The sequence below is a fragment of the Alphaproteobacteria bacterium genome, assembly GCA_016699735.1.
Lineage (GTDB): Bacteria > Pseudomonadota > Alphaproteobacteria > Micavibrionales > Micavibrionaceae > JAGNKE01.
In genome coordinates, this window is record CP065008.1 from 635,002 (window position 1) to 648,509 (window position 13,508).

General features: G+C 48.0%; 13 protein-coding genes and 1 CRISPR repeat array (1 of these 14 running past the window's edge). Of the genes, 8 read left to right on the forward strand and 5 right to left on the reverse strand.

All coding sequences use genetic code 11. The features are described from left to right. Positions 1 to 104: 104 nt before the first annotated feature. Complete coding sequence (locus IPN28_03100; GenBank protein QQS57828.1) at positions 105 to 557, forward strand: hypothetical protein; 453 nt, start codon at positions 105 to 107, stop codon at positions 555 to 557. A 77-nt stretch (positions 558 to 634) separates the two neighbouring features. On the opposite strand, the gene IPN28_03105 is transcribed toward IPN28_03100, so the two are convergent. From IPN28_03105 to IPN28_03125, 5 genes are all read right to left on the reverse strand, one after another. Then, a complete protein-coding gene (locus tag IPN28_03105) occupies positions 635 to 1,144 on the reverse strand; it encodes a host attachment protein (protein QQS57829.1) in 510 nt (169 codons plus the stop codon). A 137-nt stretch (positions 1,145 to 1,281) separates the two neighbouring features. Then, on the reverse strand, positions 1,282 to 1,998 hold the full coding sequence (locus IPN28_03110) for a VIT family protein (GenBank protein ID QQS57830.1): 717 nt from the start codon (positions 1,996 to 1,998) through the stop codon (positions 1,282 to 1,284). Between the two features lie 52 nt (positions 1,999 to 2,050). Beyond that, positions 2,051 to 2,608, reverse strand: a complete 558-nt coding sequence (locus IPN28_03115; protein ID QQS58517.1) for a glutathione peroxidase — start codon at positions 2,606 to 2,608, stop codon at positions 2,051 to 2,053. A 162-nt stretch (positions 2,609 to 2,770) separates the two neighbouring features. Next, positions 2,771 to 3,502 carry a hypothetical protein gene (locus tag IPN28_03120; GenBank protein ID QQS57831.1) on the reverse strand — a complete coding sequence of 244 codons (732 nt, stop codon included), beginning with the start codon at positions 3,500 to 3,502 and terminating at the stop codon, positions 2,771 to 2,773. A 112-nt stretch (positions 3,503 to 3,614) separates the two neighbouring features. Beyond that, positions 3,615 to 4,043, reverse strand: coding sequence for a hypothetical protein (locus tag IPN28_03125; protein ID QQS57832.1), 429 nt, complete (start codon positions 4,041 to 4,043; stop codon positions 3,615 to 3,617). A gap of 463 nt (positions 4,044 to 4,506) precedes the next feature. Between IPN28_03125 and cas3 the strand changes: the two genes are divergently transcribed. The 7 genes from cas3 to cas2 are packed head-to-tail and all read left to right on the forward strand — an operon-like array spanning position 4,507 to position 12,113. Next, positions 4,507 to 6,789, forward strand: a complete 2,283-nt coding sequence (gene cas3 / locus IPN28_03130) for a CRISPR-associated helicase Cas3' (protein QQS57833.1) — start codon at positions 4,507 to 4,509, stop codon at positions 6,787 to 6,789. A 10-nt stretch (positions 6,790 to 6,799) separates the two neighbouring features. Then, a complete protein-coding gene (cas5c, locus tag IPN28_03135; protein ID QQS57834.1) occupies positions 6,800 to 7,456 on the forward strand; it encodes a type I-C CRISPR-associated protein Cas5 in 657 nt (218 codons plus the stop codon). Further along, positions 7,453 to 9,204, forward strand: a complete 1,752-nt coding sequence (gene cas8c, locus IPN28_03140; GenBank protein ID QQS57835.1) for a type I-C CRISPR-associated protein Cas8c/Csd1 — start codon at positions 7,453 to 7,455, stop codon at positions 9,202 to 9,204. The genes cas5c and cas8c overlap by 4 nt, the downstream gene beginning before the upstream one ends. Continuing rightward, the gene (gene cas7c, locus IPN28_03145; protein ID QQS58518.1) at positions 9,204 to 10,121 is read left to right on the forward strand and encodes a type I-C CRISPR-associated protein Cas7/Csd2; all 918 of its coding nucleotides are present in this window, start codon (positions 9,204 to 9,206) and stop codon (positions 10,119 to 10,121) included. The genes cas8c and cas7c overlap by 1 nt, the downstream gene beginning before the upstream one ends. 26 nt (positions 10,122 to 10,147) lie before the next feature. After that, positions 10,148 to 10,777, forward strand: coding sequence for a CRISPR-associated protein Cas4 (gene cas4, locus IPN28_03150; GenBank protein QQS57836.1), 630 nt, complete (start codon positions 10,148 to 10,150; stop codon positions 10,775 to 10,777). Positions 10,778 to 10,780: 3 nt separating this feature from the next. Next, positions 10,781 to 11,821: a type I-C CRISPR-associated endonuclease Cas1 gene (gene cas1c / locus IPN28_03155; protein ID QQS57837.1), complete on the forward strand. Its 1,041-nt coding sequence runs from the start codon at positions 10,781 to 10,783 to the stop codon at positions 11,819 to 11,821. A 1-nt stretch (position 11,822) separates the two neighbouring features. Then, positions 11,823 to 12,113 carry a CRISPR-associated endonuclease Cas2 gene (gene cas2 / locus IPN28_03160; GenBank protein ID QQS57838.1) on the forward strand — a complete coding sequence of 97 codons (291 nt, stop codon included), beginning with the start codon at positions 11,823 to 11,825 and terminating at the stop codon, positions 12,111 to 12,113. A 203-nt stretch (positions 12,114 to 12,316) separates the two neighbouring features. Then, positions 12,317 to 13,508: direct repeats of the CRISPR family, unit length 37 nt; unit sequence CTTTCTGCCATCCTTCGGGGTGGCAGTGGATTGAAAC; it runs 2,771 nt beyond the window's last position.

The window sequence follows — 13,508 nt, forward strand, 5'->3', positions numbered from 1 at the left end:
CATTTACATAAAAAATATTACTTTAAATAATCGCCAGACTGGGAAAGAGAGCATTTGCAAAGTGATTCCAAATAAGACATGATGAGGGCGCAAGTTTCATAGGCTTGGCAAAAGCCTTATCATATAAAATAATATATTGGACTGACAGGAGAAACAAAATGTCGAATAATCCGAACAACTACCCCGACCCTCAAAGCCCGGAAGGAAAAAGCCGAGCTGGACGGCTCTATTTCTCTCTGCTTGTTGTTTTGTTTATTTTTCTCGGAACGGTCATTTTGATCCACCAGTTTGGAAACAATATTGTAGAAAAAGTTCAGCTTATAAAGTTTATACCGATTGCTCAAAAGGCTCCCCCGGCGGAAGCAGTTGAGGGCCAGGGCGAGGCTGCGGTAACCCAGACGGAAGGAGCAGATTCGGCTGCCGACGCGGAACAGTCTTCGGAAGGACAGACGCAGACCGCCGAAACCCCCTCTGAAAGCGAAGCGCCTGCTCAAGAAGCTCCTGCTCAAGAAGCTCCTGCGGATGGAGAGCCCGCACCCGAAGAGGGCGCACACTAACCAACGGTATCAGGAACAGAAAAAGCCGGAAATTTCCGGCTTTTTTAATATCTTGACGAATGAGGTATCCAAAAAATTCATATAACAGCATTGACTTTAGAGCTTAAAGCTTTGCTCCCAAGCTTTGTGTAATCCTTGTCCGCCTCGTAGGCGATCCGTCGGCCTACAGGATCGGAAAGCGCAGCCCGCAGATAGCCCAGCATCCGCGGTGCGGCAAAAAGCACCAGCTTCTCGAAAGCCTCCGCCTTCACGGCCTCTTCAAGAAAAACGGCCAAATCCTTGGCAAAGAGCACAGCATCCTGCCGTCCGGCCTCCATATGCGGCTCGTATTTATGCATCACCGTGCCGCCGCCGCCCGAACTCACCACCCTCCCGACATTCGCATTGCTCAGGTCGCCCTGCAGGCTCTCCTCCGGCACGGCCTCGCCGATCAGAATCAGTCGACCGCTCTCCCGCCGGAAAAACTTAGCAATCCCCTCATCCGCAGTGATGACCCAGAGACGCGGCGGCTTTTGCCCGCGCAGGAGCGTCGCCTCCGCCTCGGCGGCGCTGAATCCTTGCTCAAAAAGCGGTCCTGTGAGTTTCATGATCGGTCCTTTCATGTAAATAAATCGGAAAGACCCGACCACCAAAGCATAACGCGGCGTTCTCCGCATTGACCGGAGTCAAGGGCGGACATTTTTAACGATTTCGCTTACGGAAACCCCTACCCCTTTTAGCGTATTCACAAAGTTTGATTGAACAAATGCCCGATCAGCGCAGTAAACCCCATGGCCGCAGCGCCCCAGAACATGATGCGAAGGGACGGCTTAAGCACCGGCGCCCCGCCCGCCCGTGCGGCCAGAGAGCCCAGAAATCCCAGCAGAAGAAGACTCAGAAAGGAGCAGGCGGGAACAAAAATCGCTTCCGGCAAAAGGAAGATCGAAACAACAGGAAAAAGCGCCCCGCAGGAAAAAGCGGCGGCGGAGGCAATGGCCGCCTGTAGCGGCCGGGCGGTCGTAAGCTCGGAAATCCCAAGCTCCTCCCGTGCGTGAACGCCAAGCGCATCCTTCGCCATCATCTGCCGGGAAACCTCACGGGCCAGTTCAGGCTCAACGCCGCGCCCGATATAAATATCTGCCAGCTCCTGCAATTCAAAATCCGGTGTTTCGGCAAGCTCCTTGCGCTCGCGCTCCAGATCGGCATTCTCCAGATCGGATTGCGAACACACGGAAACATACTCGCCCGCCGCCATGGACATCGCCCCGGCCACAAGACCGGCCACCCCTGCCACCCAGATTTCAGAAGGGTTCGCCGCCGCCGCCGCAACGCCGATCACCAGGCTGGAGACCGAGATGATCCCGTCATTGGCCCCAAGCACAGCGGCACGCAGCCACCCGGTGCGGCTCACATAGTGGCGTTCCTCATGCTTGTAGACCAGCCGTTCTTTGAATGAAAACATGGGCGTGCGCTTTATCCTTTCGTGACCGTGAAGCAGTATAGATCAAAAGACATCAGGGATCAGAAGTAAGTTCCTTCTCGATCGCCTCAATCATCACCGAGGAAGTAGGTACAGTCGCCGTCGAAAACCATCCGGCGAAATGCCCGTCCCGCCCGATCAGGTATTTGTGGAAATTCCATTGCGGGTGGCCCCAGAAACCGGCCTGTTCCCCCGCCCAGACATAAAACGGATGCGCCTCGGAGCCGGAAACTTTTGTAATCGAGGTCAGCGGGAAGGTGATCGTGTACTCCTGTTCCGTGAAGCTCTGCACCTCTTTTTCGGTGCCGAACTCCTGCCCGCCGAAATCGCCCGACGGCACACCGAGCACGACAAACCCCTTGTCCTTATAAGTCTCATAAAGTGTCTGCAGATCCTTGTACTGCGGCGTGAACCCGCAATGCGAGGCGGTATTAACCACCAGGACGACTTTGCCCTTGAACGACGAAAGCGGCAGGTCGTTTCCTTGAATATCTGTAAAACTAAACGAATAGGCGGAAGAGGCGGAACTAAGCGGCGCATCTTCAGCGTGGAGTGCTGCGGGAACAAAGAAAAGCGTCACCAAGCCCCACATAAAAACGCTTCGTCCTAGCTGCATGGAATCTCCTCAAGTTTATAGCTAAGTCAAACTATAGAGTTTACTTGCCGCCTTTAGGTACAAATTATGTTCAAGCCGATCGAAGAACCATCCCTGTTCGGTGCGCAATACCAAATCTCTGCCCATAAGCACACTCTATCAGCTCTTTTCTTCCGGTTGAGCCTCTTTTTTGGGAAAATGCTTACGCTCGAACGCGGCGTAATCGGCGAGAACTGCCGCTCTTTTGAACGTAAAGGCAGGTCTGGACAAAAGATCGCCAATCTTTGCATCCATGCCCTGATATTGTCTATCCAGCCATCGAGAAACAAAGTGGGTGCAGGTTAAGCAGACCAGAATGGTCAGGATGTGGCTAAGAGGAAGAAGCTCGCTTAAACTGCCCTCAAGCACTGGCCCATCCGGCTCGGTGATGAGAATGGCCGCAGAATAACCGGTAATGGTGACGGCGGTCATACGCCAGAGATACCGGAACCGCCGGTATAACTTTACCGTAGCAAGATTGCCTTCAATCTGAATGAAAAAGGTGAATATAATGAACCCCGGCATCATAAAAACCAGCAGGTAAACCGTTTCATTCACCATGGGGTCGTAAAAAATATTGTAGAGAGCCAAATAGATCAGAAAAGTAAAACCGCCGGCGAGGGGAAAAAGGCAGAGAGAAATCGCAAGCAGAACGCTCGACAGCATAAGCATAAGTATAATGAGAAACCCCCCGCCCATGGAGGACGCACCCATGCCCATGGCATCGGCAGTATCCTTAAAATAGGCCCCTGTGCGCCCTTCTCTTTCCGCCAGGCCGCGCTGATAGTCCGCAGAATGCTGCCCAGTGTAATGGGTTCGGCCGTCTAGGCCTGCCTGATAATCGTCCTGCACTGCCTTTGCTTCCTGCTTGTACAAATTTGATTGGAGAGACTGACTTTACAGAAGTTGATTCATAAAAACAACGGCGACGCAAGAACGGCCAAGGCATCTCCAACACCTAAAATCAGGTCTGACGTTCAAAAACGTCCTCACTTTGCTTTATTTTACGTTCTTCTCTTTTTTTATGCCCGGAGCGGTTCATAACAAAAGGACCGGACCATGATTTATGTTCTATTGAGTTCCATTGTCCTTCAATTTTTGTGAACGCGCTGTTCACTGTACCTGCATATCTCAGTTGATGCCCTAGATCAGGCAATGACTCATAGGTTTTTATAAAAATAACGGACTGACCGTCCCGCAAACCTGAGAGTTGAGCGCATAGCCTGTCAACGGCTGCGGGAGTGATCGTGTTCGGTTCGTCGGTCTCGCCGGAAATCGAACCGGTAATATCTATAATAATGGCGTTAAAGGGCACGGCATCATCGACATTGCCCGGATAATCATAGACTCCGGTCCAAAACCCGGAGAGAGACGAAAATTCGCTGTCTTCCATGTCTCTTTTATCTGACCTCTATTGATGGGGATTATACCCTTTTTAATAAGCGGTAACTGGATTTGATTGGCAGTTTTACAAGAAAAGCGAAAACCTCTGAAGCTCAAGGTTTTCTGGACATTTTCGGATTATATCGGGTGGATAAATGGAGCAGTGAAGGGCTTCATAAATGAACGATAGTAAATTGAATAAAAAGAAAATAATATAATTCGAAGTTTAAAATGCCCCCAATAATGCCCCCAAAGCTATTTGTTAAAGCGCCTTTTTATAAAGATGCCCCCGCTGGAAAACCAGACGGGGGCAGAAACTTTGCGGTGTCTTTTGGACACCTTATCATAGCAACGTATCCGACACGGCTACAATATGATGAAAAAAGGTTGCATCTTCTCAGTGAACAAGTCAAGAAAGCGATTTTTTGATAAACAATTTACAGCGCTAATATTGAATGTATTGAAATAAGCTCATGAAAGATAGATCGACCAGAACTGCAGCAGCACATATTAACCCCAATAACAACACAGAGATTCATCTTCTGGACGATCATTTGGAGTGTGTTGCCAAAAAAGCGTCTGAATTTGCCAAGTCCTTTGATTGCGGCGATTGGGCCTATATAGCTGGAATGTGGCACGACATTGGGAAATTTCATCCTGAATTCCAAAACTATATATATCAGGATTCAGAAGCGCACCTTGAAGATCAAAACACAAAAAAAGGAAAAGGGCGCGTCAATCATTCCTCTGCAGGAGCATTATATGCGATTGATAGTTTCGAAAAAAGGGGGCGAATTCTTGCATACTTGATTGCAGGACACCATACAGGTCTTTTGGATTGGCATGGTACAGAACCCTCAGGTAAAACCTGCCTGCAACACAGATTGGCAGAACCGGAAGAAAAAGAGCGTTTGAAATATTTAACTACTTTAAATTTACCTGCCTTGAATCAACACACTCCCTCTTCGCGTCCACCAGCTTGGGCAACTGCAGATTTTGGACATTCACTTTGGGTTCGAATGCTCTTTTCCTGCTTGGTTGATGCGGATTTTCTGGATACTGAAGCATTTATGAATGTACAAAAATCCAACCAGCGGAAGGTGAATTTTTGTTCTATAGCAGAATTACAAGAAAAATTGAGTAAACATCTTATTTCTTTAGCAGGTATGCAAGGTGAGTTGAATATTCTCCGTGCGAATATATTGGCGCAGTGTCGTGCGAAGGCATCAGAAAGATCAGGACTGTTTTCTCTCACGGTCCCAACAGGAGGGGGGAAAACATTATCGTCCATGGCCTTTGCCCTGGATCATGCTTTGAAGCATAAAAAATCAAGAATTATCTATGTCATTCCCTATACAAGCATCATCGAGCAGAATGCCAAAGTTTTCAAAGATATATTCGGAGAAGAAAACGTCATCGAACATCATAGCAATTTCGACGATGGGAGCAGCGAAACATCACGCAGCCGCCTTGCCAGCGAAAACTGGGACGCGCCTATAATTGTAACAACGAATGTTCAATTTTTTGAGTCTCTGTTTGCCGCACGAACGAGTCGTGTACGGAAATTGCACAATATCGTTAATAGCGTTGCTATTCTGGACGAGGCGCAGCTTCTTCCCGTAGATTTGCTGCTTCCAACACTTAAGGCAATAGAACAGCTTGCCCTTTCTTATAAAGCGACTTTGGTATTTTGCACAGCAACCCAGCCGGCATTGACCCGCTCAAGTGCTGTGCCAGCCCTCAAAAAGCATGGGCTGAATGATATGCTTGAAATTATAGATGATCCTGTAAGCCTGTCCAAGAAACTGGAGCGTGTGGCCTACCATTTTCCTGAAGATTTGAATAAGACCAGAGAATGGGAGGATATTGCACAAGAAATGGAGACGCACAAACGCGTCCTATGCGTTGTCAACCGCCGCGATGATGCGCGGAATTTATATAAACTTCTGAAACAACAGTACGGGGATACCGGGTTGTATCATCTTTCTGCCCTGATGTGCCCAGCGCACAGAAAAAAACTTATCAGTGAAATTAAAGAGCGGATAAAGTCTGAAAACCTGCCCACAAGGGTTGTCAGTACGCAGTTGATTGAGGCGGGAGTAGATATAGATTTTCCGATAGTTTACCGCGCTATGGCTGGGTTGGACTCGATTGCACAAGCGGCAGGGCGGTGTAACAGGGAAGGAAAGCTGGGACATAAAGGCGGACAAGTTTTTGTATTCGTTCCGCCTAAACCTGCTCCGATCGGAACTTTGCGGAAAGCGGAATCTGCTGGGAAAAATATTTTGCGGTTGGCTAAGGAAGATGGAGAAAAATCTATAACGCTCGATATGTTCAAGGGGTTTTTTGACAGTTATTACAATGAGGTAAATACTCTGGATAAGAATGGTATTCTTGCCGATCTGAAGTCAGATTGCTTTCAATTTGAATTTCAGGCAGCGGCAAGGAAATATAAGATCATAGATGAAACTGCAAATGCTTCTATCATTGTAACTTATAAGCCTGAATACGATGATATTCAAAAATGGCTGAATATATTGAAAAACGAACCACAAACGCGATGGGTATATCGTAAGCTGCAGCCATATACCATTAATATACCAATATCATGGTTTGATATGTGCGCCAGAAATGGCGACATAGAAGAAATAATTTCTGGAGTATTTTTTGCTAAAAATGTATCGTCTTATGATAGCGAATTGGGATTTATTGGAAATGACATAAATTTATCCGCACCGGATAATTTTGTGTTTTAAGAGATTTGATATGAGGATTTTTTGTCTGCATGTTTCGGGGGAATACGCCTGCTTCACCCGCCCCGAAATGAAGGTTGAGCGCGTTTCTTATGATGTCATAACGCCATCTGCCGCGCGTGCAATTTTTGAAGCGATTTTGTGGAAACCTGCAATCGCATGGAAAATACATAAAATTGAAGTTCTAGAGCCCATCAAATGGTTTTCTGTCCGCCGCAATGAGGTTGCCTCTAAAATTTCCGTTCGAAATGTTCAGACCGCCATGAATGGTGGTGGAGTAGAAGCATTGGGCCTAAATATCGAAGATGATAGGCAGCAACGAGCAGGGCTAATTCTCCGAGAAGTTGCCTACCGCATTTACGGCTCCTTTTTCATGACGGATAAGGCGGGTGCGGATGATAATGTGGCAAAGTTTGAAGCCATGTTTGAACGCCGCGCCGCGCAAGGGCAGAGTTTTCACCAGCCCTATCTGGGGTGCCGCGAATTTCCGTGCTCATTCTCTCTGGTCACGGCGGCCAATGATGGCAAGCCTCCCATAGGCAACTGCGAAGATTTGGGCTGGATGCTGTATGATATGGATTATACGCAAAATCCGCCAACGCCTCGGTTTTTCCGCGCCTACATGAATAAGGGGGTGGTTATGGTTGATGGCGCGGAGGTGCGCGGATGATCTTGCAATCCCTCTATGAATACTATCAACGAAAATCGGCCTTGGACGCAGACAGCATTGCGCCGGAAGGTTTTGAGTACAAGGAAATCCCGTTCGTTATCGTTATTGATAGGGACGGAAAATTTATTGATTTGCAAGATACCCGCGAAGCAGAGGGCAAGAAACTGCGGGCAAAATCTTATCTTGTGCCTAAAGATGTAGGGCGTGCGGGTAGAAAAGCTGTCGCTAATTTATTATGGGATAATACGGAATATGTTCTTGGCATTAGTTTACGCGGTGAAGAAGAAGAAAAAGTCCAAAAACGTCACTTGGCATTTTGTAATCTATTAACAGAGGTTTTTGGAGAAAAACTAATTGAACCCATAGATGCTATATTATCCTTCTTATCTGATGCAAACCAAAAGCAGAAAGTGCAGGAGCATTCAGAATGGAAGAAAGTAACAGTAGAGAAAAGCACGAATTGTACCTTCAAAATTTTAGGCGATTTTGGGATCATTGCAGAAAAACAAGAAGTTCAAGAAATTGTCCGCAAAGCCGTTTCATCTCAATCAGATCAAAGCATAGGTCTTTGTCTTATAACAGGAGAACGGCAGGAGATAGAGCGGTTACATCCAGCAATCAAAGGGATAAAGGATGCAAAATCAACTGGCGCAAAGATTGTTTCGTTCAACGAACGAGCTTATGAATCTTACGGGTACATAGAGCAACAAGGTTTGAATGCTCCTGTAGGAAAAACGGCGGCTTTTGCTTATACAACGGCATTGAATATGCTGCTGGGTAAGGATTCAAAGCAGCGCATTCAGGTGGGTGATACGTCCACGGTATTCTGGGCGGAAAAAGATACGCCGTTCGAGGATTTTTTTGGTGATCTTATCACAGATTCGAAAGATAACCCGGACCGACAAGTGAAGGCGGTGGAAGCTTTGTACCGTTCGCCGCAATCAGGCGCAAAACCAATAACTGATGAAAATACGAAATTTTATATCCTCGGCCTTGCGCCGAACGCGGCGAGAATATCGGTGCGATTCTGGCACGTAACGACTGTTGCGGAAATATCCGGCCATATTAAACAGCATTTTGACGATCTGGAAATATGCCGTGCCCTACATCTTAGCCCATACCTCTCCATTTTCCGCTTGTTGTCCTCCATCGCCACGCAGGAAGACAGTAAGAACATTCCGCCCAATCTGGCGGGAGATACCATGAAAGCAATTATTTCGGGAACGCCGTATCCCGCAACACTGCTGCAAGCCGCCATTCGCCGTAACCGCGCCACGCAGGATGTATCCTACGCCCGTGCCGCGCTGATTAAGGCGTGCTTGAATCGGTCTAATCGTTATTATCATAACTCTGAAAGGGAATTAACCATGGCTCTTGATCCTGAGAATGCCAATATAGGCTATAATCTGGGAAGGCTTTTTGCTGTTCTGGAGAAAATACAGGAAGAAGCAAATCCGGGACTGAATGCCACAATCCGTGATCGCTATTACGGGGCAGCAAGCTCTTCTCCTGTATGCGTATTCTCAACACTGATGAAACTCAAAAACCACCATTTATCAAAATTGGATAACAAAGGACGGGCTTATAATTTGGAAAAAGAAATTGCTCAAATTCATGGCCACATTAAAAGTTACCCCAATATCCTGAGGTTGGAAGATCAGGGGCAGTTTGCCATAGGTTATTACCACCAGCGCCAACAATTTTTTACCAAGAAATCCGCCAACACCGAAGAGAAGGAAGCCGCATGATGTCTAACACAAACCCTGTAAACCGTGCCGAATTTGTTTTGATTTTCGATGTGAAGGACGGCAATCCTAATGGTGATCCCGATGCCGGAAACCTGCCGCGCATGGATGCGGAAACGGGTAAAGGCTTGATTACCGATGTATGTCTGAAACGCAAAATCCGTAATTATGTCGGAATCGTGAAGGGTGAACAGCCGCCTTTTGAGATTTATGTCAAGGAAAGGGCCGTTTTAAACAAAACGCATGAACGCGCTTACAAAGCCATCGGCGTTGACATTTCTGAGGGTAAGGAAGGAAAACGCAAAGGCGGCGGTGATGACGTTGCCAAGGCGCGGGACTGGATGTGCCAGAATTTTTATGATGTTAGGACTTTTGGAGCAGTAATGTCCACGGGCGTAAATTGCGGACAGGTGCGCGGCCCTGTTCAAATAACCTTTGCCCGCTCGGTTGACCCGATTGTCGCATTGGAGCATTCAATCACCCGCATGGCGGTGGCCACAGAGAAAGAAGCCGAAAAGCAGGATGGAGACAACCGCACCATGGGACGTAAGCATACTGTTTCCTACGGCCTATATGTCGCGCATGGCTTTATCTCTGGCCATTTGGCACAACAAACAGGCTTTAGTCAGGGGGATATGGATTTACTGTTGGAGGCACTAGCAAATATGTTTGATCATGACCGCTCTGCCGCGCGGGGGGAGATGACCACACGCGGTCTTTATGTGTTCCAGCATAATAACCTGCTGGGCAACGCCCCAGCACACAGCCTGTTGGACCGTATTCAGGTCAGCCGTCGAAGTGGCGTCGATGTCCCACGTTCCTTCGCGGATTACGATGTGAGTATTGATGACAATAACCTCCCCCAAGGTGTGACGTTAAAGCGTGTTGTTGAGCTTCCTGCACTGAAGAAAGCTGCATAAACAAGCCAATCAGCGGAAGAAGCAAAATGACCAACTCTTTTGCTTCTTCCGAATCCATATTTCTTTCAGCAATTGAGCATTACAGCTATTGTCCGAGGCAATGGGCGTTGATCCATCTGGAGCAGCAATATGCCGAAAACGTCCACACCATGCGGGGCGGTGCCGCACACAGGCTGGTGGATGACCACAGCATCAAACAGGAAAAGCATATCCGTATTGAGCGTTCCTTGCCGCTCTATTCCTTAAAATACAATCTGGTGGGCAAGGCGGATGTCGTGGAGTTTCATTCCGACGGCGCAATCTATCCCGTAGAATATAAACACGGAAAAAAACGCGCAAAGGTGCACGATGAATTACAACTCGCGGCGCAGGCTGTTTGCCTTGAGGAAATGCTGGGCAGGCCCGTGCCGATGGGAGCCATTTACCATGTCTCCTCCAGGCAACGGCGGGAAGTTGAGATTAATGAGGCTTTACGCGCAAAGCTTCTGGAAATACTGGAGATGATGCGGAAACATGAGCGGACAGGAACGATGCCGCCGCCCGTGCGAGATACGCGTTGTAAGGAATGCTCTCTGATCGAAATATGCCAGCCTTCGGCTGTAAATGCGTGTAACGCCGAAAATATATCAACACTCTTTATAATAGAAGACGAATAATCTATGCCACAGATATTGAATACGCTCTATGTCACGCAAGAGGCGGCATATGTCCGCCTCGAAAATGATACGTTGTGTGTAGAGGTAGATCATCAAAAAAAAATTCAAGTCCCTTTGCATCACATTGGCAGCGTCGTTTGCTTTGGAAGTGCGGGGATGTCTCTTCCAGCCATTCATCGGTGCGCCGATGATGGGGTTTCGGTCATTTTACTTGACCGGAATGGCCGATTCAAAGCGCGTGTGGAAGGCTCGACTTCTGGAAATATTCTGCTCCGTCAGGCACATTTCGCCAAAGCGGGTGAGCCAGATTTCTGCCTGAAAATTGCGCGGAATATGCTGGCCGGAAAAATCCGCAATACGCGACATTTAATGGTGCGCGGAGTGCGTGACAATAAAGACATTCCGCCGGAAGACGTAAAACGCTTAAGGGAAGAAGCCCTCTATTTCGGCCATGTTGTCCGCAAGTTGCCGCATCTGGATAATATGGATACCCTGCGCGGGGCAGAAGGCGATGCTGCCGCCCGCTGGTTTGGTGTTGTCTCGAACCTTCTGAGGATTGAAGATAAAGAAGCTTTCACTATGAATAACCGAACCCGCAGACCGCCGCTGGATCGTTTTAATGCCTTGATATCTTTTATCTACGCCTTGCTTTTGAACGATTGTCGTTCAGCTGTTGAGTCTTCCGGCCTCGATCCTCAGCTCGGCTTTCTGCATACCACTCGCCCAGGCAGGGCATCACTTGCTCTTGATTTGATGGAGGAGTTCAGAAGTATCTGGGCAGACAGAATGGCTTTAACATTAATTAACCGACAACAAATTCAAGCCAGAGACTTCACAGTAAGCGAAGGTGGTGCAGTTTTGCTTAAAGACGAAGCACGACGCACGGTTATTATTGCTTATCAAGAACGAAAGCAGGAGGAAATCCTTTATCCTTTGACAGGACAGAAAATCCCACTCGGAATTGTCCCAATGGTTCAGGCACGTATCCTCGCACGAGTTATTCGCGGAGACTTAGAAAATTATGTCCCTTTCCTTGTGAGGTAAAATGCTGGTGATTATTACTTATGATGTTTCAACGCTAACCAAAGCGGGACGTAAGCGTTTGCGCCGCGTTGCAAAAATTTGCGAGGCTGTTGGACAGCGTGTTCAACAATCTGTTTTTGAGTGCCGCGTCAATCCAATGCAATATGAGGAACTGGAACGCAAACTCCTAAAAGAGATAAACGAGAATGAAGATAATTTGAGATTTTACCGTCTTACTGAACCTGTTGATTTATATGTCAAGGAGTACGGGTGTTTCAGGGCAGTAGACTTTGAAAAACCATTGATTGTCTGATAAAATCCCACTTGTCTAGGGGGAGGAACGCATAATTATAGCGGTGTTGTTTTCTCGGACTGTCTGCGAATTTTATATCGTACTGAAATACAAGCATTATTACACCTGCGGTGTTGCTATTATTGAAAAGGACTATAACTTATGACTACGTCTGCGCTTTTTCCTCTAAAAGGCAATATTTTTCAGGAAGCTGGGCGCAGAGGCTTTCTGCCATCCTTCGGGGTGGCAGTGGATTGAAACTATGTAAGCCGTCTTGACCGCCAATTTCGTATCGGCTTTCTGCCATCCTTCGGGGTGGCAGTGGATTGAAACTCGTCTTCCTACGAGCTTCCTACCGGATGCTCGTCCTTTCTGCCATCCTTCGGGGTGGCAGTGGATTGAAACATCTGGAATAGTGATAAAGCCATCGCCCTGAGTACTTTCTGCCATCCTTCGGGGTGGCAGTGGATTGAAACGATAATCATTTGCAGGATCGGCTTCCACTTGCACCTTTCTGCCATCCTTCGGGGTGGCAGTGGATTGAAACCTCCAGATATTCGACGTTGTGTTTCAGTTCGGTTTCCTTTCTGCCATCCTTCGGGGTGGCAGTGGATTGAAACCTGGTGAAGACCGTACAAAGCGTTCCACTTTCCGGCTTTCTGCCATCCTTCGGGGTGGCAGTGGATTGAAACCTCGTAAATCCAGCCCGAATTCGAATTCCTGATCCTTTCTGCCATCCTTCGGGGTGGCAGTGGATTGAAACCGCCTGCCGGATCGACAATGATGAAGCGCCAGAGCTTTCTGCCATCCTTCGGGGTGGCAGTGGATTGAAACCGCCATCTCTTGACCATCTCTGCGATTGTTTGGCCTTTCTGCCATCCTTCGGGGTGGCAGTGGATTGAAACCATCGCCGAATTTCTTGGGTTTTTGCTTGGCGAGACTTTCTGCCATCCTTCGGGGTGGCAGTGGATTGAAACGCGTCTTTGAAAACGATCCTGTAGTTCATGGTTTCTTTCTGCCATCCTTCGGGGTGGCAGTGGATTGAAACCTGATCTGCTCAAGCATGAGAACAACGTGCGCGGCTTTCTGCCATCCTTCGGGGTGGCAGTGGATTGAAACATATGATTGCGGATAAGTCGGGGAGAGCAGCCGCCTTTCTGCCATCCTTCGGGGTGGCAGTGGATTGAAACATGTGAAACTCCGTTGCTAAATCGGATCGGTCGGCCTTTCTGCCATCCTTCGGGGTGGCAGTGGATTGAAACTTCTTAAACGCCTCGTATGCGGCGAGGGCTTCAAGCTTTCTGCCATCCTTCGGGGTGGCAGTGGATTGAAACTTCCATTTCAGCGGCCTTGTTTTCGAAAGAGATGTGCTTTCTGCCATCCTTCGGGGTGGCAGTGGATTGAAACCATCGCCGA

Excerpts from the sequence above, each read along its gene's own strand:
- cas7c (QQS58518.1), top strand. The coding sequence starts at position 9,204 with ATGTCTAACACAAACCCTGTAAACCGTGCCGAATTTGTTTTGATTTTC.
- IPN28_03115 (QQS58517.1), bottom strand. The coding sequence starts at position 2,608 with ATGTGGGGCTTGGTGACGCTTTTCTTTGTTCCCGCAGCACTCCACGCT.
- IPN28_03125 (QQS57832.1), bottom strand. The coding sequence starts at position 4,043 with ATGGAAGACAGCGAATTTTCGTCTCTCTCCGGGTTTTGGACCGGAGTC.
- cas2 (QQS57838.1), top strand. The coding sequence starts at position 11,823 with ATGCTGGTGATTATTACTTATGATGTTTCAACGCTAACCAAAGCGGGA.
- cas5c (QQS57834.1), top strand. The coding sequence starts at position 6,800 with ATGAGGATTTTTTGTCTGCATGTTTCGGGGGAATACGCCTGCTTCACC.
- cas1c (QQS57837.1), top strand. The coding sequence starts at position 10,781 with ATGCCACAGATATTGAATACGCTCTATGTCACGCAAGAGGCGGCATAT.
- IPN28_03110 (QQS57830.1), bottom strand. The coding sequence starts at position 1,998 with ATGTTTTCATTCAAAGAACGGCTGGTCTACAAGCATGAGGAACGCCAC.
- IPN28_03105 (QQS57829.1), bottom strand. The coding sequence starts at position 1,144 with ATGAAACTCACAGGACCGCTTTTTGAGCAAGGATTCAGCGCCGCCGAG.
- cas3 (QQS57833.1), top strand. The coding sequence starts at position 4,507 with ATGAAAGATAGATCGACCAGAACTGCAGCAGCACATATTAACCCCAAT.
- cas4 (QQS57836.1), top strand. The coding sequence starts at position 10,148 with ATGACCAACTCTTTTGCTTCTTCCGAATCCATATTTCTTTCAGCAATT.
- cas8c (QQS57835.1), top strand. The coding sequence starts at position 7,453 with ATGATCTTGCAATCCCTCTATGAATACTATCAACGAAAATCGGCCTTG.